At 64.3% G+C, this 20,366-nt stretch carries 23 protein-coding genes; 8 read left to right on the plus strand and 15 right to left on the minus strand.

Features of this window, described 5'->3' with window-relative positions:
• Positions 1–120: 120 nt before the first annotated feature.
• Positions 121–690 (minus strand): YfbR-like 5'-deoxynucleotidase, encoded by a 570-nt coding sequence (locus K1177_RS01490; RefSeq protein ID WP_224701552.1) that lies wholly within the window; start codon positions 688–690, stop codon positions 121–123.
• Positions 691–793: 103 nt separating this feature from the next.
• Entirely contained in the window at positions 794–1,648 is an 855-nt protein-coding gene (ygfZ, locus tag K1177_RS01495) for a CAF17-like 4Fe-4S cluster assembly/insertion protein YgfZ (RefSeq protein WP_224701553.1), read from the minus strand.
• A 54-nt stretch (positions 1,649–1,702) separates the two neighbouring features.
• On the opposite strand from ygfZ, the gene K1177_RS01500 reads away from it, so the two are divergent.
• The 3 genes from K1177_RS01500 (at position 1,703) to K1177_RS01510 (ending at position 5,624) form a co-directional block, all read left to right on the plus strand.
• Positions 1,703–3,037, plus strand: coding sequence for a dihydroorotase (locus K1177_RS01500; protein ID WP_224701554.1), 1,335 nt, complete (start codon positions 1,703–1,705; stop codon positions 3,035–3,037).
• Between the two features lie 440 nt (positions 3,038–3,477).
• Positions 3,478–4,239: a BRO-N domain-containing protein gene (locus tag K1177_RS01505; RefSeq protein WP_224701555.1), complete on the plus strand. Its 762-nt coding sequence runs from the start codon at positions 3,478–3,480 to the stop codon at positions 4,237–4,239.
• Positions 4,240–4,832: 593 nt separating this feature from the next.
• Positions 4,833–5,624: a CPBP family intramembrane glutamic endopeptidase gene (locus tag K1177_RS01510; protein ID WP_224701556.1), complete on the plus strand. Its 792-nt coding sequence runs from the start codon at positions 4,833–4,835 to the stop codon at positions 5,622–5,624.
• 259 nt (positions 5,625–5,883) lie between these two features.
• On the opposite strand, the gene K1177_RS01515 is transcribed toward K1177_RS01510, so the two are convergent.
• From K1177_RS01515 to K1177_RS01535, 5 genes are all read right to left on the minus strand, one after another.
• Positions 5,884–7,323: a radical SAM protein gene (locus K1177_RS01515; protein ID WP_224703670.1), complete on the minus strand. Its 1,440-nt coding sequence runs from the start codon at positions 7,321–7,323 to the stop codon at positions 5,884–5,886.
• Complete coding sequence (locus K1177_RS01520) at positions 7,307–8,011, minus strand: prolipoprotein diacylglyceryl transferase (protein WP_224701557.1); 705 nt, start codon at positions 8,009–8,011, stop codon at positions 7,307–7,309. The genes K1177_RS01515 and K1177_RS01520 overlap by 17 nt, the downstream gene beginning before the upstream one ends.
• Positions 8,012–8,201: 190 nt before the next feature.
• Positions 8,202–8,480, minus strand: a complete 279-nt coding sequence (locus tag K1177_RS01525) for a hypothetical protein (protein ID WP_224701558.1) — start codon at positions 8,478–8,480, stop codon at positions 8,202–8,204.
• 94 nt (positions 8,481–8,574) lie between these two features.
• Complete coding sequence (locus tag K1177_RS01530) at positions 8,575–8,943, minus strand: TIGR02301 family protein (RefSeq protein WP_224701559.1); 369 nt, start codon at positions 8,941–8,943, stop codon at positions 8,575–8,577.
• 32 nt (positions 8,944–8,975) lie between these two features.
• Complete coding sequence (locus K1177_RS01535; RefSeq protein WP_224701560.1) at positions 8,976–9,377, minus strand: NUDIX hydrolase; 402 nt, start codon at positions 9,375–9,377, stop codon at positions 8,976–8,978.
• A 70-nt stretch (positions 9,378–9,447) separates the two neighbouring features.
• Between K1177_RS01535 and K1177_RS01540 the strand changes: the two genes are divergently transcribed.
• Entirely contained in the window at positions 9,448–10,182 is a 735-nt protein-coding gene (locus tag K1177_RS01540) for an SOS response-associated peptidase (protein WP_224701561.1), read from the plus strand.
• Here K1177_RS01540 and K1177_RS01545 read toward each other — a convergent pair.
• Complete coding sequence (locus K1177_RS01545) at positions 10,179–10,760, minus strand: hemerythrin domain-containing protein (RefSeq protein WP_224701562.1); 582 nt, start codon at positions 10,758–10,760, stop codon at positions 10,179–10,181. The genes K1177_RS01540 and K1177_RS01545 overlap by 4 nt on opposite strands.
• 117 nt (positions 10,761–10,877) lie before the next feature.
• Positions 10,878–12,293, minus strand: a complete 1,416-nt coding sequence (locus tag K1177_RS01550) for an FAD-binding oxidoreductase (RefSeq protein ID WP_224701563.1) — start codon at positions 12,291–12,293, stop codon at positions 10,878–10,880.
• 317 nt (positions 12,294–12,610) lie between these two features.
• Here K1177_RS01550 and K1177_RS01555 point away from each other — a divergent pair, with 317 nt between their 5' ends.
• Positions 12,611–13,243, plus strand: a complete 633-nt coding sequence (locus tag K1177_RS01555) for a histidine phosphatase family protein (RefSeq protein WP_224701564.1) — start codon at positions 12,611–12,613, stop codon at positions 13,241–13,243.
• A gap of 67 nt (positions 13,244–13,310) precedes the next feature.
• Entirely contained in the window at positions 13,311–14,426 is a 1,116-nt protein-coding gene (gene aroC, locus K1177_RS01560) for a chorismate synthase (RefSeq protein WP_224701565.1), read from the plus strand.
• 253 nt (positions 14,427–14,679) lie between these two features.
• On the opposite strand, the gene K1177_RS01565 is transcribed toward aroC, so the two are convergent.
• From K1177_RS01565 to K1177_RS01585, 5 genes are all read right to left on the minus strand, one after another.
• A complete protein-coding gene (locus K1177_RS01565) occupies positions 14,680–14,982 on the minus strand; it encodes an alkylphosphonate utilization protein (RefSeq protein ID WP_224701566.1) in 303 nt (100 codons plus the stop codon).
• A gap of 88 nt (positions 14,983–15,070) precedes the next feature.
• Positions 15,071–15,811 (minus strand): TlyA family RNA methyltransferase, encoded by a 741-nt coding sequence (locus K1177_RS01570; RefSeq protein WP_224701567.1) that lies wholly within the window; start codon positions 15,809–15,811, stop codon positions 15,071–15,073.
• Positions 15,808–16,410 carry an SCO family protein gene (locus K1177_RS01575; RefSeq protein WP_224701568.1) on the minus strand — a complete coding sequence of 201 codons (603 nt, stop codon included), beginning with the start codon at positions 16,408–16,410 and terminating at the stop codon, positions 15,808–15,810. Before K1177_RS01575 ends, K1177_RS01570 begins: the two co-directional genes overlap by 4 nt.
• A gap of 8 nt (positions 16,411–16,418) precedes the next feature.
• Entirely contained in the window at positions 16,419–16,661 is a 243-nt protein-coding gene (locus K1177_RS01580; protein ID WP_224701569.1) for an exodeoxyribonuclease VII small subunit, read from the minus strand.
• Between the two features lie 10 nt (positions 16,662–16,671).
• The gene (locus K1177_RS01585) at positions 16,672–17,619 is read right to left on the minus strand and encodes a histone deacetylase family protein (RefSeq protein WP_224701570.1); all 948 of its coding nucleotides are present in this window, start codon (positions 17,617–17,619) and stop codon (positions 16,672–16,674) included.
• Positions 17,620–17,706: 87 nt separating this feature from the next.
• On the opposite strand from K1177_RS01585, the gene K1177_RS01590 reads away from it, so the two are divergent.
• Positions 17,707–18,654: an L-threonylcarbamoyladenylate synthase gene (locus K1177_RS01590; RefSeq protein WP_224701571.1), complete on the plus strand. Its 948-nt coding sequence runs from the start codon at positions 17,707–17,709 to the stop codon at positions 18,652–18,654.
• Here K1177_RS01590 and K1177_RS01595 read toward each other — a convergent pair whose 3' ends face one another.
• On the minus strand, positions 18,655–19,590 hold the full coding sequence (locus K1177_RS01595) for a DnaJ C-terminal domain-containing protein (protein WP_224701572.1): 936 nt from the start codon (positions 19,588–19,590) through the stop codon (positions 18,655–18,657).
• Between the two features lie 106 nt (positions 19,591–19,696).
• On the opposite strand from K1177_RS01595, the gene pdxH reads away from it, so the two are divergent.
• Complete coding sequence (gene pdxH / locus K1177_RS01600; RefSeq protein ID WP_224701573.1) at positions 19,697–20,326, plus strand: pyridoxamine 5'-phosphate oxidase; 630 nt, start codon at positions 19,697–19,699, stop codon at positions 20,324–20,326.
• Positions 20,327–20,366 lie beyond the last annotated feature (40 nt).

A 20,366-nucleotide genomic window follows, 5' to 3' on the forward strand; every position in this document is an offset into this window, starting at 1 on the left:
TCCGTCCCGAAATGAAGCGGTGTCGCTGGTTGGCATTAAGGTTTCAGAAACCATATGCCAGCGCGCAGCGCAAAGTTCATCATTCGGTAAGGTTAATTTGAACAGGCCAAAGGACTGTCGCTAAACAGAGATTTCCGTGAAAGCGGCCACGAAGCGGTCATGCGCCTCGCGTGTCGGCCAGGGACGGATCAGCCGGTCGAAGGCATCGACGTCAAAGGCCGGCAGACTGGGGGCGCCGAAGAATTTCCGGGCCTCGCTGTCCTCGAATCCGGCCAGGTGGATAGCTTCGAAGAAGGCCGCTTCGCGGTCGGCCTTCTTGACCAGCTTGGCCAGCGCTGCCGGCATGCTGGCGGGCAGGGAAAAGCGCAGGTAAATCGCTGACAGAAGACGATTTTCCACGTCCTTGTAATTGCCGCCCATGGCCGCCTTGAAGGGGGAGATAATGTCGCCCATCACATATTCGGGCGCGTCATGCAGCAGCGCCTGCAATTGCGCCACCGGCGTGGCATCGGGGTTGGCGGCACGGAACAGTTCGAGCACCAAAACCGAATGCTGCGCGACGGAAAAGGGATAATCGCCAAAGGTTTGGCCATTCCAGCGGGCCACGCGGGCAAGGCCATGGGCGATATCGGGCAGTTCCACATCGAGCGGGGAGGGGTCCAGAATATCAAGCCTGCGGCCCGACAACATGCGTTGCCATGCCCTGTCGTTCTGGCGTGCCATTTTGCCCCAAAGTGCTGTCGTTGTGATCACCCGAACCGTAGCGCTTCGTCACGCGATTCGACAGGCGCGCTCAATCCTCGGCGCTGGCCTCGCCAAAAGCATAGCTGGCCCAGGTGGGCAGGTTGATCGCGACAGGCTGACCGCCGACCGTGACGGCGGAGGGATCGGTGATGCGGTCAAGCCGGACGATGGCCACCGCCATGCCATCGACGACCTGGCCAATGGTGCCGGCTTCACGCTCGCCGGCCAGAACGGGTGTGCCGGCGGGGGCAGTGACGCCACGCACCACCACCGGACGACGCCGCGCGGTGCCACGATGTTTCATCCGGCTGACGACCTCCTGGCCGACATAGCAGCCCTTGGCGAAGTCGATGCCATCGAGAATATCGAGGCCGATATCATGCGCGAAGGCGTCATTGGCGGGGAAATCATTGCCTTGATGCGCGATGCCGGCGGCGATGCGCGCGGACTGGTAGGCGGCGTCGGACTGCACCCAGTCCGCCGTGGCCTCGACCGGGGCGATGACGCGGAAGCCGATCGCCTGCGGACCCAGGCGATCGCTGTGATGGATCAGGCCAGGCGTCGCGTCCGGCGCAAAGCCGACGCGATGGGTTTCGCGCAGATCGTCGATCACCACCTGGGCGCGCAGGCGATACATCTTCATGCGCTTGAAAAAATCGTCGGCGACCGACTGGTGGACATCAAGCCAGATGCCGTCCGGCGCATGGCCAGCCAGGCCCTCGGCGAGGATCTTGCCCTGCGGCGACAGCAGCGCCCAGGCAGCCGCGGCTTCGCCCGCGCCATCGCCGGCCGCCGGAATATGACCGGTCACCACATCGTTGAGCAGCTTGTGCGCGTCCGGGCCCGAAAAGCGGAAGAGGGCACGGTCGGCACGCAGATGGATGGTCATGGTCGCTTGCCTCATGGTCGCTGCCTCCGCTAAACCGGCAGGGAACCAGGCATCGCGGGGACCACAGACATGGCGCAGTACGACACCATTTTCAAGAACGCCACGCTGGTCAACCATGATGGCCAGCGCCTCGCCGATGTGGCGGTGCGCAATGGCCGTATTGCCGCCATCGGCAACCTCGGCCATGCCGCGGCGACCGAAATTGTCGACTGCGCGGGCCTCCATATCCTACCAGGCGTCATCGACACCCAGGTGCATTTCCGCGAGCCGGGCCTGACGCACAAGGAAGACCTCGAATCGGGTTCGCTCTCGGCCGTCATGGGCGGGGTGACGGGCGTGTTCGAAATGCCCAATACCAATCCGCTGACTACTAGCCGCGAGACCTTCGAGGCCAAGATCGCCGCTGGCACCAACCGCATGCATTGCGACTTCGCCTTCTATATCGGCGGCACGCATGAGAACGTCGGCGAGCTGCCGGTGCTGGAAAAGCTCCCTGGCTGCGCCGGCGTCAAGGTGTTCATGGGCTCGTCCACCGGCTCGCTGCTGGTGCCCGACGATGATGGTGTCGAAGCCATCCTGCGCGCCATTTCCCGCCGCGCCGCCTTCCACTCCGAGGACGAATATATGCTCGAGGAACGCAAGCATCTGCGCGTGGCGGGCGACCCATCGAGCCACCCGGTGTGGCGCTCGCCCGAGGTGGCGCTCAATTCCACCAAGCGCCTGGTGGGCCTGGCCCGCAAGACCGGCAAGCGCATTCATGTGCTGCATATCTCGACCGCCGAGGAAATGGTCTATCTGGCCGACCACAAGGACGTGGCCTCGGTCGAAGTGACGCCGCACCATTTGACGCTGGACGAAACCGCCTACACCCGCCTGGGCACCTACGCCCAGATGAACCCGCCGGTGCGCGACAAGGCGCATCGCGAAGGCATCTGGGCGGGCGTCGCCAATGGCGTCGCCGATATCCTGGGCTCCGACCATGCGCCGCACACGCGCGAGGAAAAGGACCATGCCTATCCCGCCAGCCACTCGGGCATGACGGGCGTGCAGACCCTGGTCCCCACCATGCTCGACCATGTCAACGCCGGGCGGCTGAGCCTTGAGCGCTTTGTCGACATGACCAGCCACGGCCCCAATCGCCTGTTCGGCATCGCCGGCAAGGGCCGCATCGCCGTGGGCTATGACGCGGACCTCACCATCGTCGACCTCAAGCGCCGCGAAACCATCCGCAATGAGGACGTGAAAAGCCGCGCCGGCTGGACGCCCTATGACGGCGTGACGGTCACCGGCTGGCCCGTCGGCACCATCGTGCGCGGCAAGACGGTGATGTGGCAGGGCGAACTGGTGACGCCATCGACGGGACAGCCCATGCGGTTTCTGGAGGCGCTGCCGCAGGTGGGGTAGGGGCGGGAAGTTTGGCAGCTTCGGCGTAGGAATCGGTCTGCTCGCTTTAGCAGCGTCTCCCGGATAAGGCAGGCATTGGTCGGTCGCCGAAGGCGGGACCGACGTGGTCATGCAGCAGAGAGGTAAATTCGCCACGCCCGCTCACAAAACTGGGCGTACTGCGATATATATAGGTGTGCGGAATCGACTAAACTAGAGTCAAGCCCGAAAATTCGTTAAGCACGAGTTAATTAGCGCTGGCTAAAGTCGGGATTTCTGCGCACATAGAAAGACCTGCGCGCTTCTTTGCCCGAAGCTGCAGGTCATAACCGCCGAAGGGGCGGATCAGTTCTTGGCTTGTTTCATCACACGATGACAGGTCGGTCAAGGCCCTTCGGCACTCAAATAGGAGATCGTGATGCGAACTACCTACAATGTGAACCTGAAGGAACGAATGCCCTATGGCACAGTATGTACTGCAACTGTTTGAAGACAACGATCACGACCAGTTTCGTGTGATCGACAAGGATGGCGACCCATGGTTCGTCCTGAACGAGGTGTGCAAGAAGCTGGGGCTTGCCAACCCTGGTGATGTTGCCAGCCGTTTGGATGACGATGAAAAAGATGCCATCGGAGTTTCCGATGCCATCGGTCGCACCCAAAAGATGACGATCATCAATGAGTCCGGCCTCTACAACGCCATCCTCCGCTCCAACAAACCCGAAGCAAAGACCTTTAGGAAGTGGGTCACGTCTGAGGTGCTACCCGCCATTCGGAAGACTGGTGGTTACCGAGGCGGCGTCCCGGCTTTCATCAAGCGGGCCAACGAGAATTGGAGCCGCGTGGATCAGGGCTATTTCTCGGTAATAAACGAGCTGGCGGTGATCGTTTGGGGACGCATGGAGCGCGAGGGCCACATTATGGCCGACAAGGCGCCGGACGGAAGGCAGAACCGTCCTGACGTGAGCGTGGGGATCCGCTTCGCGAAGTGGTTGGATGCTTACCACCCGAAGCTGTGCGGCAACTACAAGATGTACCAACACAAGACCGACGAGTGGGAAGGTGAAGCCCGCCAGTACCCCAACTCCATGCTGGGTCTTTTTCGCGAGTATGTCGAGACAGTTTGGTGGCCAGAGTGCTTTGAGGACTATATCAAAACACGCGATCCCAAGGCACTGACCTATCTGCAGAAGCTCTTGCCGCCGAAGAAAAAGGCAAGCTGACCAATAGGGCAGAAGAGAGCGGCCGATGGCCGCTCTCTTCTCTTGGAGACGATTTTGCCGAGGAAATGTTCAAGTAGAGATGGCTGAGCAGTCACCATTCCTGATGGGTGGCGAGGTGTGCAGGGTAGCGATGGCCACATGGTGGCGATAAGACCGGGCGCTCGTGGCGTGGAGGGAAGCGACGGTCGAATAGTTGAGGTTCAGGCCGGCCACAGAGGGGTACAAGGGTCGGACGGACGTATGGTCGCTATTAAACCTGGAAAAATGCCCGTTCCAGATGTCAATGGGAGAATGCGGAACAAGCCGTAGTTAGGTCTCAGGTCATTTATCGAGGGATGCGCAGCGGGGTCCTTTCTGAGGAACTCGAGAAGTGATGTCAGCTGCTGCCTCCATAATACCAATGTCGCCAGTAAAGTTACCGCCTTTTATCGGTCCTGCACCGGCCAGCCCATGCGCTTTCTGGAAACCCTCCCGCCTGCCTGAACCAAGGCAAAGGCGCCACGGCGGCTTGATAGGCGTCAAGGTGGCGGCGGGATTTGTCCGGCAGCATCGCGCGCGTGAGGGGAGCGGTCCCCGGTGCGCAGGATCTGTCGATGCCGTCGGTTCTGGTTTTTGTTGCGCTTGCCTATGCCCTGTCGTGGCTGGCCTGGTTGCCGATCCTGCTCACGGGTGGGTCTGTGATGACCGGTGTCGGCTGGCCCACCCATCTCCCCGGCCTGCTGGGCCCGGCCATTGCCGCAATCTGGATGGCCTGGCGCACGGGCGGCGCCAGCTGGGCTGATCTTCGGCGGCGGGTGACGCGGCTGCCGCGCGGGCAAATAGCCTGGCTGGCGACGCTCTCGCCACTACTGATCATCGCGGCGGCGTTGATTGCCGAATTCGCCATCACCGGCCACCTGCCGCCGCTGTCGGCGCTAGGGCTCTATTCGGGCCTGCCGCAACTGGGCGTGGTGCCGGTCTTGCTGATCGCGCTGCTGGTCAATGGCCTGGGCGAGGAGATCGGCTGGCGCGGCTTCCTGCTGCCGCAGCTGCAATTGCGCTTTGGCCCCACCATCGGCACGTTGCTGGTCTGGCCGATCTGGCTGGGCTGGCATCTTCCGCTGTTTGCCTGTGTCGCCGATTTCCAGGCGATGGATTTTGCCACCGCCGCCTTTGGCTGGAGCCTGGGCCTGCTCGCCGGCACGCTGGTGCTGGCCCATGTGGCCCATCTCGCCGGCGGCAGCGTGATCGCCGTGGCTCTCTGGCACACGCTGTTCAACCTGGCCTCGGGCGGCGGCCTGTCGGCCAGCGCCGCCGCGACGGCGACGATCTGCGTGATGCTCTGGGCCGTGCTGGTCGGGGCGGTGGCGCTGAGCGACCGCGGGCAGGTGCTGCGGGTGGTGTGAGGGACGGCGGCCCGCAGGGGCGGGCCACGCAGTCGCCGCGTCTATCGGGCCAACCGGCCCACAGGCGAGGCGGACGCAGATTAGCGTGGTCCCTTGATGAGCGCGACGGCCCCCCAGGTGATCAGTCCGCCCACGACCATTTCTATCAATCCGAAGGCCGTCCCCCCTTGTCCGCCAGAAGCAAAAATCAGCCCAAATCCCAGGCAGCAAAGGCCAGGAAGCAGCAACAAGACGCCAAACAGAATTGCGAGGGCCCGCATCAGGCGATGCCCCGCTGGCGCTCGAGGCGGGCACGGATTGGGCCTATTTCACCGTTGCGGTAGAACAGATTATAGGTCTCGAAGGGGATGATCTGACCATTGGGCGTAACGAAGTGAATGCAGCTTCGTTTGGCCGCCGGCACGGAGAAATTGTGACGATCCATGAAGTTGATCACCGCGACACGGAAGATCGAACTGTAATCGAGCCCTTCGGGTACAGGCACTTCAGGCAGGCAGCACAAGAGCGCCGTCATCTTGTCGCTAATGGTGGATTCGCCCACCGACAGCGAAAACAGCTCGAAGATGCGTCGCTTCAATTCAGGATATCGCTCGAAGGCCACCGAGTTTGGCACGCTGTCGAGCAGCATCTGGCGGGGGATCATCGACGTCACTGGTGCCACCGTGCGGCCATTGCGCAGGCCATAGCCGATGGTGATCGCATCGGGATTGCAGGGGAGCGGTATCATGTCGGCTTCGCCGAACAGTCCGTGGTCGTCGATAATGCGGCGGCGGACTTCTGACAGTGTCAGCCGATTGGTGCGGGCGTCAAATGCCCGGTTCCGCCCGACATCCTGCACAGGCTGGAACGTCACACCCCTTACGCAGGCAAAGCCAAGCGCATGGTCGATGATCGCCGCCACCTCGTGATCGTTGACACCCTTCTTCAAGGTGCACACCAGCGTCGTCGAGATGTTGTGTTTCTCCAGCGCTTCGAGCGCTTCCTGGCGAATGCGCCGGAGATCGGCACCTCGCAAGTCAAGCAGCGCGTCCCGCTCAAGACTGTCAAACTGCAGGTAGATCTCAAGGCCCGTCTTCCGATCCGCCAGCGCCTGGACGAAACTGGCATCCTGCGCGATACGCAGGCCATTGGTGTTGATCATCAAATGGCGAATGGGGCGGGCCTTGGCCGCATCGATGACAGCCAGGATATCGGGATGGAGCGTGGGCTCACCGCCCGAAATCTGCAGAAGATCGGGCTCACCTTCGCTGCGCACCAGCGCATCCATCATGCGCTCGATAGTGGCCAGCGGCCGGTGTTCGGTATGCTGGGGCGACGAGCCGGCAAAGCAGACTGGGCAGGTCAGATTGCAGTGCTGGTTGATTTCGATCACCGCGAGGCACGAATGCTGCTCATGGTCCGGGCAGAGACCGCAGTCATAGGGGCAGCCGTACTCAGTGGTGGTTTGCAGCTCCAGCGGCCGGTCACCCGGCTTCAGAAAGTCCTTCTGCCATTTGAAGAACTCAATGTCGGTCGAAATCAGGACCTTCTGGACGCCGTGGGCGTAGCAGCGTTTCTCGTACCAGACCTTGCCGTCCGAGAACTCAATCTTTGCAGGGATCAGTGCCAGGCACTCGTCGCAGAGCGAGGTGGTTTCGCCGTAGAAAATGTAGGGCTTAATCTTGCGAGGCGACGCAGAATCTTCAGGTGCGTTGAGCATGAAAAAATCTCTCTGGGCGCAATAGTACCAAGGCGTAGAGCACCATTCCGACACAGACAACCTGGAATATGGTCATGCCCCAAAGCAGGTCCGGATAGGGTTTGAGGTACTCCAGCCCGAACCGCTGTGCTGCATAGAACAGCACAAATAGTGCAAAGCCATTGCCGAGTGGCCATTGATCGCGGCGGAACAGGGCAATGCTATAGGCAGCCGCAAAAAGGGTCAGTGCCGCTGCTTCGTAAAGCTGCACAGGATGCCGGCTGATGCCATCGCCGAAATCGTGCCCCCAAGGCAGTGTCGTGGGCACGCCATAGGTGAAGTCTTCGAGGCCCGCGAGATAGCAACCAATGCGGCCAACAGCGATCCCCATTGCAATCGGGAGCACAAACAAGGCAGCAGTGCGGCCCGCCATGCCGGTTCGCCATTTGTAGAGCTCGACCCCCAAAATTGCGCCCGCCAGCGCGCCCTCGATTGATCTGGCAATGCCGGCGACGCCTGCGAGCCAAAGGTTGGCCGTGCCGAGCCCATAGGCGCCCACACCCGCGCCAACTATCAGGGCGATTAGGTAACCCTTAGTCCGTGCCCCGGCGGAGGACGGAAACGCGTCGGCAAAGTATTTTCGCAGCAGAACGACAAGGTATGCGCTGGTGAGCCACGCCAAGCCGTCGAAAAGTGCATGAATTTCCAAAGTCGCGCCCTCTGACCTTATGTCTAGCCGATCCTTGCCAGTGTGGCATAGGGGCAGGAGGCGCGGTCAGGTCTACGCCGGAAAGGGCAGTTTTTGGGAGGCTCTGAGTAGTAGGTAGCGGACGGGGACCAACTTTGATGGGCTCAGTGCCCACCAAATGGCCGCGCCCAAGACCCGGCCTGCAGGGCGCCTACTGCAGGATTTTGTCGAGGTTGTATTCGCCCGAGCGAATGCGGTCGGGGAGCATGGCGATGAGGTCAGCCGCGGCTTCGTCGCCGTGCATCTTGCAGAAGGTGGCCAGGGCCGCGAACAGGGACGCATGGGCCAGCGAGGCGCTCTGCACCCCATCTTCCTCGGCGTCATTCCAGGCATCGGCCAGATATTCGAGCGCAATCTGGCGCTCGCCCTGGTCCCGATCGAACACACCAAGCCCCGACGCGGGCGCAAATATGGACTTATTGATCGACATGCCCCTCGACTAGCATGCTGCTTCGAGCGGTGCGCGCCAGAAGTAACCCGAAGGTTAACAAGACGTGGGCGTTTGTATCGAGGTGGCGGGCGGCCTACTCGGCAAAGCGGGTGTGAATATCGCGCGCGGTGCGCTCGGCTTCGGCCAGGAGGCGCTGCAGGGCGGCCTGGGCCGTGGGCGTGCAACTGCGGTGGAAGCGGGCATAGGCGGTGTAGCCATCGTTGAAGGCACCGCTCAGTCGCTGGCGGCGATCCTCGTCGGGCTGGTCGAGCGCGATCAGCTCGGCGGCCTCGGCGCGCCAGTCGGTGGCGCCGGCCTTGCACAGCGGCTGCAGGAAATAGAGGCTGCCCATGATCTGGGAAAGGCGCTCCATCTGCTGCTGATAGAGCGGATCAATGGCCAGCGCCGGCCCGGCGCCAAGCGTCAGCGCAAGGGCGGTAATCAGGATGCGAAGCGATGTCACGGCGCGGGTCCACATGGTGATGTGCACCTCTATCAGCTTTGCGCCAGCACTGCGAAGGCCCTCGCAAGCACGTCATCGAGCCGGCTGGTGGTGCGGAAGGCGATGAGCGCGGTGGGATCGACCCATTTGTGATCGGCCACCTCGTCGGAGGCGCGCAGCACACCGGAGAAGTCGGTCGTGACAAACACCGCCAGGCGGAACTCGAGGTCGCGCCCCAGCGCCTGCACCATCACCGGGCGCGGATTGCGGATGGTGATGGCGAGCTCCTCGAACACCTCGCGCGCGGCGCATTGCTCGATGCTCTCCCCCGGCTCGATGCGGCCGCCGGGCAAGGTCCACAGATGCTGATAGGGGGCATAGGCGCGCTTGATCAGCAGCACCTTGCCGCCACGCACAAGGGCGACGCTGGCGGCATTGGGCGGGGCATCGGTCACGACGGGCAGTCCAATTGCGATTCGGAGACCTACACACTACCTGTAGTTGGCCAATTGGGAGACACCGAACATGTGCGGACGCTACGCGTCGACGCTGCCGCCCGAGATGATGGAAGCGCTGTACCACCTGCTCAACCATATCGAGCTGGTGCCGCGCTACAATATCGCGCCGACCCAGCCGGTGGCAGCCATCTGGGAAGAGGGCGGCCGCCGCGAGGGCCATTTTGCCCGCTGGGGCCTGGTGCCGCGCTGGGTCAAGGATCCGCGCGAATTTCCGCTGGTGATCAATGCCCGCGTCGAGACCATGGCGGAGAAGCCGACCTTCCGCGATGCGCTCAAGCATGGCCGCTGCATCATTCCGGCCAGCGGCTACTACGAGTGGCACACCAATCCGGACAAGACTAAGCAGCCCTATTACATCACCCTGGCCGATGACCGGCCCATGGCGCTGGCCGGGCTCTATGCCACCTGGGAGGGGCCGGAGGGCGAGCTGGTCGACAGCGTCGCCACCATCACCGTGCCGGCCAATGGCCAGCTCTCGCCCATTCACGACCGCATGCCGGCGATTCTGGATGGTCAGGCGATCGACGATTGGCTCAATGTGCGCGATGTGCGGGCCGCCGACGCGGCGCAACTGGCGCTGCCACTGGCCGATGGCGCACTGAAGTTCCATCCGGTCTCGACCCGGGTCAATTCCGCCCGCGACGACGATCCCGGGCTGATCGAGCCGGTGACGCTGGACAAGCCCGCGCCGCCCAAGCCCAGGAAGGTGGCCGGCGGCGGCGGGCAGCTGGATCTGTTCTAGACGCCGATCTCGAAATAGCCCAGCGCGTCGCCGATGGCCTCTTCCTCATAGCCCAGGTGCGACAGCAGCACGCGTTCGAGCGCGTGATAGACGGTTTTGGTGTCCTCAAAGCGCGATTGGGTCGGCTCGGCGGCGAGGTCATTGAGCGCATCGATCAGCCGCACCAGGAGTTCGTGCACCACCTCATGCTCGGCCACCAGGCGCTCGGCGATGGCTCTATAGGCCGGGCTCTGCGCGGCCAGCGCCGGAAAGATCGCCTGGTCTTCAATCGAGTGGTGGGTATGGACCACCTGGCAATAGCGACCGCACAGATTGCCGAAGCGGCGATAGTTGGCGACCATGGCCAGGTCGCCGGTTTCGGCAGCGACATCGGCGGGGCTCGCCTCGCCATCGGCGGCGCGCTGGATCAGCGTGGCCAGGGTCTGCATATTGTGGCGCAGGTGATCATGGATCATGCGCAGATGCTGGCCGGGCGCCTTCTGGGCCGGGGTCAGGCCCTCCAGGCGCGGCGGCTTGGGGCGGGTGGCGTCGTCGAGAAAAGCAATATTGAGCAACATGGCCCACACATGGCGCGCCATGCCGTCCCCGACAAGACGGCACCAAAATGTAACTGGCTGGTCGCCATTCGAGCGTAGCGCTCATGGCCTTCTCTCCTCAATCCGCTCCACCGGAGCGGATTGACCCTACGGGTCGGTTCAGGCCAGCATCTTGCCCGGGTTGAGAATGCCGCGCGGATCGAGCGCGGTCTTGATGGCCCGCATCATGTCGATGGCCACCGGATCCTTGACCTGCACCAGCAGCTCGCGCTTGAGCTGGCCGATGCCATGCTCGGCCGAGACGGAGCCGCCGAGATCGAGCACGATCTCGTAGATGGCCTCATGCAGCTTTTCGTCGTTCTCGGCCATGAAGGCCTTGGGCTCGGCGCCGATGGGCTGGCTGAAATTGAAGTGAATATTGCCATCGCCCATATGGCCGAAGGGCACCGCGCGAATGCCGGGCACCAGCCGTTCGGCCGCCGCCGTGCCGCGCGCGATCAGCGCCGGGACCGCCGCGATTGGCACCGAGACGTCATGCTTGACCGAGGCGCCTTCTTTCGATTGCACCTCGCTCATCTGCTCGCGGAAGGCCCACATGCGCGTGCGGTCGGCCAGCGACTCGGCAAAGACGGCATTGTCGAGCAGGCCCTGGGCAAAGGCTGCCTCGATGGCCGCCTGCAGCACGCCCGGCGCGCCGCCGGCCATGCGCGAGACTTCGATCAATCCATACCAGGGGTAGGGGCCAGCGGTGGGGTCGCGATCCAGCATGCCATGGCGCAACTGCATGTCGAGCCCGATGTGCGGCACGATCTCGAAGGCATTGAGGCGCGCGCCGATGCGGGCGCGCAGCAGCTCGAACAGCGGCAGGGCCGCATCCGGCCCGCTGATATTGACCAGGCAGGTCTCATAGTCTTCCGGCTTCGGGAAGAGTTTCAGCGTCGCCGCCGTGATGATGCCCAGCGTCCCCTCGGCGCCGACCAACAGGTCGCGGAGGTCATAGCCGGTATTGTCTTTCTTCAGGGAATTGAGCCCCTGGTAAAGCCGCCCATCGGCCAGCACGGCCTCAACGCCCATGGTCAACTCGCGCGCATTGCCATAGGCCAGCACATTGACGCCGCCGGCATTGGACGAGAGCAGGCCGCCGATGCGGGCCGAGCCCTGCGAGGCCAGCCAGAGCGGGAAGATGGTGTTCTCGGCCTCGGCGGCCTTGTGGGCGTTTTCGAGGATCACGCCCGCCTCGGCGGTCATGGTGCCGGCGGCGGTGTCGATGGCGCGGATGCGGTCAAGTCGCGCCAGGCTGACGATCACTTCGTCCCCGCGCAGCGGCACCTGCGCACCGACGAGACCCGTATTGCCGCCCTGGGGAATAATGCCGACGCGATGCTCGTGCGCCCAGGCGAGAATGGCCTGCACCTGCGCCACCGAGTTGGGGAGGGCCACGGCGGCGGCGCCCGTGTGGAAGCGCTTGCGCGGCTCCTTGAGGTAATTGCCCATCTGCTCGGGCGCGCCGATCACGGCGGTCTCGCCAATCAGGCTGGAGAGCTGGGCAACAATTGTGGCGGCGGGCAGCGACATGGCAGAACCGGTTCCGGACGTCAAAATGGGGCCGGCGACTCCGGCACGCGACAATGGCCAGTTGGCGGACGACAGGCAAGGGCGGGCCAGGCCCCGGCCAGCAGCGACAAGGCGCGACATTGACCGCTTTCCTGCGTGCGCTACATAGCAGCCAGCCGCACACGCCGATACTATAGCCGCAGGGATTCGCTAGGCTGCAGGTCGGGCGGTGTCGTCAGCCAGGGTGAAAGCCAAAGGACTGGCGGACAGGGATTATTTCGCGGCGGTCCTTCAACCGGAGCACGGATAAGGGGCGCCGCAGGAGAGCGGGACAGACTATGACCAGCGTGCAATGGCCGGACTTCTACTTCGCCCGACATGGCGAAACGGACTGGAATCGCGAACAGCGCTACCAGGGCAGCAAGGATATTCCGCTCAACCGCACGGGCCAGCTCCAGGCCGATGCCAATGGCGTGCTGCTGCGCGAACTGCTCGAGCGCGACGGTGTCGACCCCACCAGCCTGCGCTGGTTTGCTTCCCCGCTCAGTCGCGCGGCCGAGACCATGGACCGCATGCGCGCAGCATTCGATGTGGCGCTGCCCCCGGTAATCCATGACAAGCGCCTGATCGAGATTTCCTTCGGCAAGCTCGAAGGCCGGCTGCATGCCGAGATCAACCGCGAAATGGCGCTGGCCCCCGGCGAGCGCGACGCCAGCTATTGGCATTTCCGCCCCGAAGGCGGCGAGAATTATGAGGACGTGGCCCAGCGCCTGCTCGACTTCGCCCAGGAACTGACCCAGCACACGGTGGTGGTGGCCCATGGCGGCGTGCTGCGCGTGTTGCGGCATCTGGTGGAGGGCACGGGGCGCGCCGAAGTGCTCAACTGGCCGCCGCCGCAAGGCGCGATCGCCCATTTCGTTGGCAACCGCATGAGCCTGTATTCAGCCACCCGCACCTGGGACAATGATTGAGTGTGCCGACATTGATTGACCCCATCGGCATGGCCCCCTAGAACGGCGGCAACATCCGGGGTCTGCCATGTCATTCAACACATTTGGACATCTGTTTCGCTTCACCACCTGGGGCGAAAGCCATGGGCCGGCGCTGGGCGTGGTGGTGGATGGCTGCCCGCCCGGACTGACGCTGATCCCTGAAATGATCCAGCGCGATCTCGATCGCCGCAAGCCGGGCCAGTCCAAATATACCACGCAGCGCCGCGAAGCCGATGAGGTCAAGATCCTCTCCGGCGTCTTCGAGGACGAGCGCACCGATGGGCCGCGCACCACGGGCACGCCCATTTCGCTGTTGATCGAGAACACCGACCAGCGCTCCAAGGACTATTCGGAGATCCGCGACAAGTACCGTCCGGGCCACGCCGACTATACCTATGACCAGAAATACGGCATCCGCGACTATCGCGGCGGCGGGCGCACCTCGGCGCGCGAAACCGCTGCCCGCGTCGCCGCCGGCGCCGTGGCCCGCCAGGTGCTGGCCGGCATCACCATTCGGGCGAGCCTCGTGCAGGTCGGTCCGCACAAGATCGACTACGCCAATTTTGATTGGGACCAGGTGGGTGAGAACCCGTTCTTCTGCGCCGACGCCACGGCGGCTGCGCTCTGGGCCGATTATCTGGACGGCATCCGCAAGGATGGCAATTCGGTGGGTGCGGTGATCGAGGTGGTGGCCGAAGGCGTGCCCGCCGGCTGGGGCGCGCCGATCTATGGCAAGCTCAGCGCTGACCTGGCCTCGGCGATGATGAGCATCAATGCCGTCAAGGCGGTGGAGATCGGCGCCGGCTTTGAATCGGCGAGCCTCACCGGCGTCGAGAATGCCGACCAGATGCGGGCAGGGGCGGACAAGCCCTATTTCCTCTCCAACCATGCCGGCGGCATTCTGGGCGGCATTTCCAATGGCGACCCCATTGTCTGCCGCTTCGCGGTCAAGCCGACCTCGTCGATCCTGACGCCGCGCCAGACGGTGACCACGGCGAACGAGGATGCCGACATCATCACCAAGGGCCGGCACGACCCCTGCGTCGGCATTCGCGCCGTGCCGGTGGGCGAGGCCATGATGGCGCTGGTGCTGGCCGATCACTTCCTGCGCCATCGCGGCCAGACCGGACGCGACGGCGCTGTGGGTTTTGAGCGGAACTAGATCGTTTCACTGTTCAGCGGATTTGCGGTTCCTTTGCTTCCCTCCCGTTTGAGGGGAGGGACCGAGGGAGGGGGGCTGTCGGTGGCCCTCAGAACCACCCCCACCCCAACCCTCCCCTCAAGGGGGAGGGGGCGATAGAACTGCGTCGATCTGAACTTGAAGCGATCTGGGGGGTAGCCTCGCCGATAGGCGTAGGGCCCCCTCGCCCGACCGGGGACGGTCGACCTCTCCCCCGGGGGGAGAGGTGAAGGCGCTAGCGCTTGCGGACGAATTCGGTGCGCAGCACCAGGCCCTTGATGGCGTCGTGGCGGCAGTCGATTTCTTCGGGATTGTCGGTCAGGCGGATCGACTTGATCACCGTGCCCTGCTTGATGGTCTGGCCGGCGCCCTTGACCTTGAGATCCTTGATCAGCACCACCTGGTCGCCGTCGGCGAGCGGTGTGCCGGCGGAATCGACTACGACGACAGAGGGTTCGGCAGCGGCAGTGACCTCGGAAGCCGGACGCCATTCGCCAGTGGCTTCGTCATAAACATAGTCGTCATTGCCGTCAGTCATCATCAATCCGGGGTTGGTCGCGCCGGGATATCGGGCGCGCTGTGCTCGTGCTAGCCCTTTGGGACGCAGAACACAAATGCCTTGGCGCTCAGGCGGCGCGGGCAAACACCAGAACAGTTTCCACATTGCCGTCGCCACCGGCGATCGGCGAGGTCACCGAGAGCCGATGGGCAAAGCCCTGCGCGGCCATGAAGGCGATGACCTCGTCCAGCGCCACGGCAATGGCCTCCGGGCTGCTGACGATGCCGCCCTTGCCGACATTGCTGCGGCCAACCTCGAACTGCGGCTTGAACAAGACCACCGCCCGGGCGGAGGGGGTGCAGAGCGCCAGCGGCGCCGCAAGCACCTTGGTGACCGAGACAAAGCTGACGTCGGAGACGAGCAGGTCAATCGGCTCGGGGATCATCTCAGGCGTGAGGTCGCGGGCATTGACCCCTTCCATGCTGACCACGCGGTCGCTGCCCTTGAGGCGCTGGTGCAACTGGTCGTGGCCCACATCGACGGCATAGATGCGGCGGGCGCCGCGCTCCATCAGCACCTGGGTAAAGCCCCCGGTGGAGGCGCCGACGTCGATGCAGGTCAGCCCCACTGGGTCGATGCCGGCGGCGTCGAGCCCGGCGACGAGCTTGAGCGCGGCACGCGAGACATAGTTGGCGGCCGGATCGCTCAGCGCCAGCACGTCATCCTTGCCCACCATCTGGTTCTGCTTGTGCGCGACGGTGCCATTGACGGTCACTGTGCCGCGCAGGATGGCGTCGCGCGCCCGGGCACGGCTGGGCGCGAGGCCGCGCTGTTCCAGCGCCAGATCGAGCCTGATGCGTTCGCTCACCCCTGCACCAGGCGCTTGACCTTGGCGAGGGCGGTCTCCATCGGCTCTTCATAGGAAATGGTGCCCTGGAAGGTGCCGTCGGCCTTGACCAGGAACGTCAGGGCCGTGTGGTTGACCGTGTAATAGGGATCGCCGGGGTCGCCGACCTTTTCGGAGAATACACCAAAGGCCGCCTTGGCATTTTCGGTCTGTTCAAGGCTGCTGCCGACCAGGCCAATGATGCTGGGGTCAAAGCCCTCGACATAGCTCCTGACCATGTCGAGCGTATCCCGCTCGGGGTCGACCGAGACGAAGATGATGCGCAGCTGGTCCGGCGTCAGGCCCAGTTCGGAGCGAATGGCCGTGGTCTCGGCCAGCGTCGTCGGGCAGACATCGGGGCAATAGGTGAAGCCGAAGAAGATCAGGCTCGGCACGCCGCGCAGATCATCCTGCGTGAAGGCGCCACCCTTGGTGGAGTTGAGCGCGAATTCCTGGCCCGTGATGCCCAGGGGCCGGGCCGGCGGGCGGAACAGGTAGAGCGCGGTGGCGCCGAGGGCCACGATGGCGACCAGCGTCCAGAGCACAATGCGGAAGGTGCGCAGCGATTTGGGCGTAGCCATGACCTGGTCTAGGCGTCCAGCGGCTCGGTGCCGGTGGCCTTGCCATCGCGCGACAGGGTGATCTTTTCGATGCGGGCTTCGGCGGCCTTGAGCAGGGACTCGCAATGGGCCTTCAGGGCCTCGCCGCGCTCATAGATGGCGATCGATTCCGCCAGCGGGGCGCGGCCCGATTCCAGCTTGCCGACGATTTCTTCGAGCTGCTGCAGCGCGGCCTCAAAGCTCAGTGTCTTGACGTCATCCATCTCGGCCATGGCAGATTTCCTATTCGTCGAGGCGCCCGATGGCGCCGTCCATCAGCATGGCCACATGGTGCGAAACACCCCCGGCCAGGCCCTTGAGGTCATAGCCACCTTCGAGCAGCGAGACAATGCGGTTGCCGCAGCAACGGTCCGCAACATCCATCAACTTCCCCGTGAGCCAGCCATAGTCCGATGATTGCCAGCGCAATTGCGCCAGGGGATCGCGCTCATGCGCGTCAAAGCCGGCCGAGATCAGGATCAGGTCGGGCGAGAAATCCACCAGCGCCGGCAGCACCCGCGTCAGATAGGCCTCGCGCATGGACTGGCCATCGCTATTGGGGTCGAGCGGAGTATTGTTGATATTGCCCACGCCGGTTTCGCTGGCCTTGCCTGTGCCGGGATAGAGCGGCATCTGGTGGGTCGAGGCATAGAACACGCTCGGGTCGGCCTGGAATATATCCTGCGTGCCATTGCCGTGATGGACGTCGAAATCGATGATGGCGACGCGCTCGGCGCCATATTTGCGCTGCGCTTCGCGCGCCACGATGGCCACGGTGTTGATCAGGCAAAAGCCCATGGGCGTGGCGGCTTCGGCATGATGGCCCGGCGGACGGATGGCGCAGAAGGCATTGTCGGCCGCGCCCAGCAGCACGGCATCGAGCGCGTCGAGCGCGCCGCCCAGCCCGGTGGCGGCCGCAGCCATGGAATTGGCCGAGACGAAGGTGTCGGCGTCGAGCTGGCCGATGCCCTCGGCCGGTCGGGCATCGCGCAACTGGCCGAGATAGCCGGGGCCATGCACCAGCTCGGCCAGCGTCAGATCGCCCGAGATGGCGTCGCGGCGCAGCAGGCGATCAAAGCGTGGCCGGCTCAGCGCCTCGAGCACGGCCGCAATGCGGTCGGCGCGCTCGGGATGCCCGTGCGGCGTGGCATGGTCGGCATAGTTCTGCTGGCTGATGAGCAGTGTGGTCACGCGGGCATGATCTCCATTGGCTCGGCCCCTTCGTCTTGACGCGCCGGGGGGAGGTTGTCAAACAACGCCATGCGCAAGAAGGACCCCATGGCCAGTTCCGAGACCCGTTCTGAACCGATTTCGGTGGAAGCCGCCGCCGCCCTGCTGCGCGCCGGCCATCTGTGCGCCTTTGCCACCGAGACAGTCTATGGCCTGGGGGCCGACGCCACCAATGCCGATGCCGTGCTCTCGATCTATGAAACCAAGGGCCGGCCGCGCTTCAATCCGCTGATCATCCATTGCGCCGATCTCGCCATGGCCGAGACGCTGGCGCTGTTTTCGCCGCTGGCGCGCCGCGTCGCCGCGCTGTGGCCGGCGCCGCTGACCCTGGTGCTGCCGGCCCGACCCGGCAATGGGCTGGCCGATGTGGCGACGGCCGGGCTCGACAGCGTCGCCATCCGCATTCCCGATCATCCGCTGGCCCTGGCGCTGATCCGTGCCGCCGGCCGCCCGCTGGCGGCCCCGTCGGCTAATCCCTCGGGCAAGCTCTCGCCCACCACCGCCCAGCAGGTGATTGCCGGCTTTGGCGGGCGCGTGCCGGTGCTCGATGGCGGGCCCTGCAATTCGGGCGTGGAATCCACCATCCTGCGCGTGACCGACAATGGCCTCGTGCAATTGCGTGCCGGCGCCATGGCGCGGGAAGAGATTTCCGCACGCCTCGGCCTGCCGATTGATGTGGTGGAAGAGGGCGCCGCCATTGCCGCGCCGGGCATGCTGCTGAGCCATTATGCGCCCGATGCGCAGATCCGCCTCAACACGACGCCCCACCCCGGCGAGGCCTATCTGGCCTTTGGCCAAGCCAAAGCCTTCGACGGGCCCATGGCCAATCTGTCGCCGAGCGGGGATCTGCGCGAGGCGGCGCGGAACCTGTTTGCCATGCTGCACCAGCTCGACGCGGCGGGCTGCAAGACCATCGCCGTGGCGCCCGTGCCCGAACACGGGCTGGGCGAAGCCATCAACGATCGCCTTGAGCGCGCCGCCGCGCCGCGCGGCTAGCTAGTCGCGCACCTTGTAGGGCTTCTGGTCGCGCATGAAGCGGGCCAGGGCCTCGAGGTCGGCGTCGCCGCCGGGCGGGAGGATGACCTTGAGATTGGCGTAGAGATCGCCATCGCCATAAAGACCCTTGCCCTTGAGGCGCAGCGCCTTGCCGGTGTCGATCCCCGGCGGCAGGTTGAGCTCGACCGAACCATCCAGCGTCGGGACGCGCACCTTGGCGCCCAGCACCGCCTCATAGAGCGTGATCGGCACATCGGTGCGCAGATCGGCGCCGTCGCGGCGGAACTGCTTGGACTTTTCGAAGCGCACGGTCACCAGGGCGTCGCCGGGCTCGCCCATGCCGGGCGATCCCTGGCCCTTGAGGCGGATCTGCTGACCCTCCTCGACCTTTTCGGGCAGCTTGACCGAGAGCACCTTGCCATTGGGCATGCGCACGGGAACGGACGCGGCCTTGTGCGCATCCTCGAGCGACACCGTGGCATTGACCACCACGTCCTCGCCCTTCATCGCACGCGCGCCACCGCCCGCACTGGCCGAGCCGGTGAAGGGGTCCCATTGCGGGCCGCCTGCACCAGCGCGACCGGCGCCGCCACGCGGTTGGCCGCCAAAGCCGCTCATGAATTCTTTCAGGATATCCTCGGCCGTGAAGCCGCCCTGCGTACTGCGCCCGCCACGCTGTCCGCCGGCACCCGGATGGAAGCCGGCAAACTTGGGATTGCCGTCGGCGTCGATTTCGCCGCGGTCGAACTGGGCCCGCTTGGCCCCGTCATTGAGCAGATCATAGGCGTTCGTCGCCTCAGCAAACTTGCTGTGCGCCGCCGGGTCTTCTGGGTTCTGGTCAGGGTGATACTTCTTGGCCAGTTTGCGATAGGCGGACTTGATGTCCTTCTCGCTGGCTGATCGTGGCACCCCAAGCACGGTATAGGGATCGCGCATTTGGTCCATTCATTGATGCGGGCGTTGCTTCGCCCCGGTTTCCCGTCCTATATGGCCACGCCCCCCCGGCTTGTCCAGTTTTCGCGACGATTGGGATGTCACCACTATGCTGCAGACCCTGACAGAACGCCTGTTTGACGACAGCGACAGGACCGAACTCGATCCCTTCGCCGTCTTCGAGGAATGGTTCGCGCTCGCCAAGGAAGCCGAATCGAATGATCCGCACGCCATGGCGCTGGCCAGCGTGGATGCCGACGGCATGCCCGATGTGCGCATGGTGCTGCTCAATGCCCGCGATGCCAGGGGCTTCTGCTTCTTCACCAATTTCAACAGTGACAAGGGCGCCCAGCTTCTGGCCCACCCCAAGGCTGCCATGGTGATGCACTGGAAGTCGCTCCGCCGCCAGGTGCGCATGCGCGGCGATGTCGAGGTGCTGACCGCGGCCGAAGCCGACAAATACTTCGGCAGCCGCCCCAAGGGCAGCCAGATCGCCTCGGCCGCCAGCCAGCAGTCGAGCCCGCTGGCCAGCCGCCAGACGCTGATCGATGAAGTGGCCGAGCTCACCGCCAAGGTGGGTGATGGCGAGATGACGCGGCCGGCGCATTGGTCCGGCTTCCGCATCGTGCCGGCCAGCATCGAGTTCTGGAAGGATGGCGAGTTCCGCCTGCATGACCGCGTGCGCTTCACCCGCGCCACACCCGGCCAGCCCTGGACCAGCGCGCGCCTTTATCCCTGAGGCCCGACCAAAGGTTTGATCGGCCCCCAGCTTCCCAAGC

Source organism: Devosia aquimaris (assembly GCF_020169335.1).
GTDB lineage: Bacteria > Pseudomonadota > Alphaproteobacteria > Rhizobiales > Devosiaceae > Devosia > Devosia aquimaris.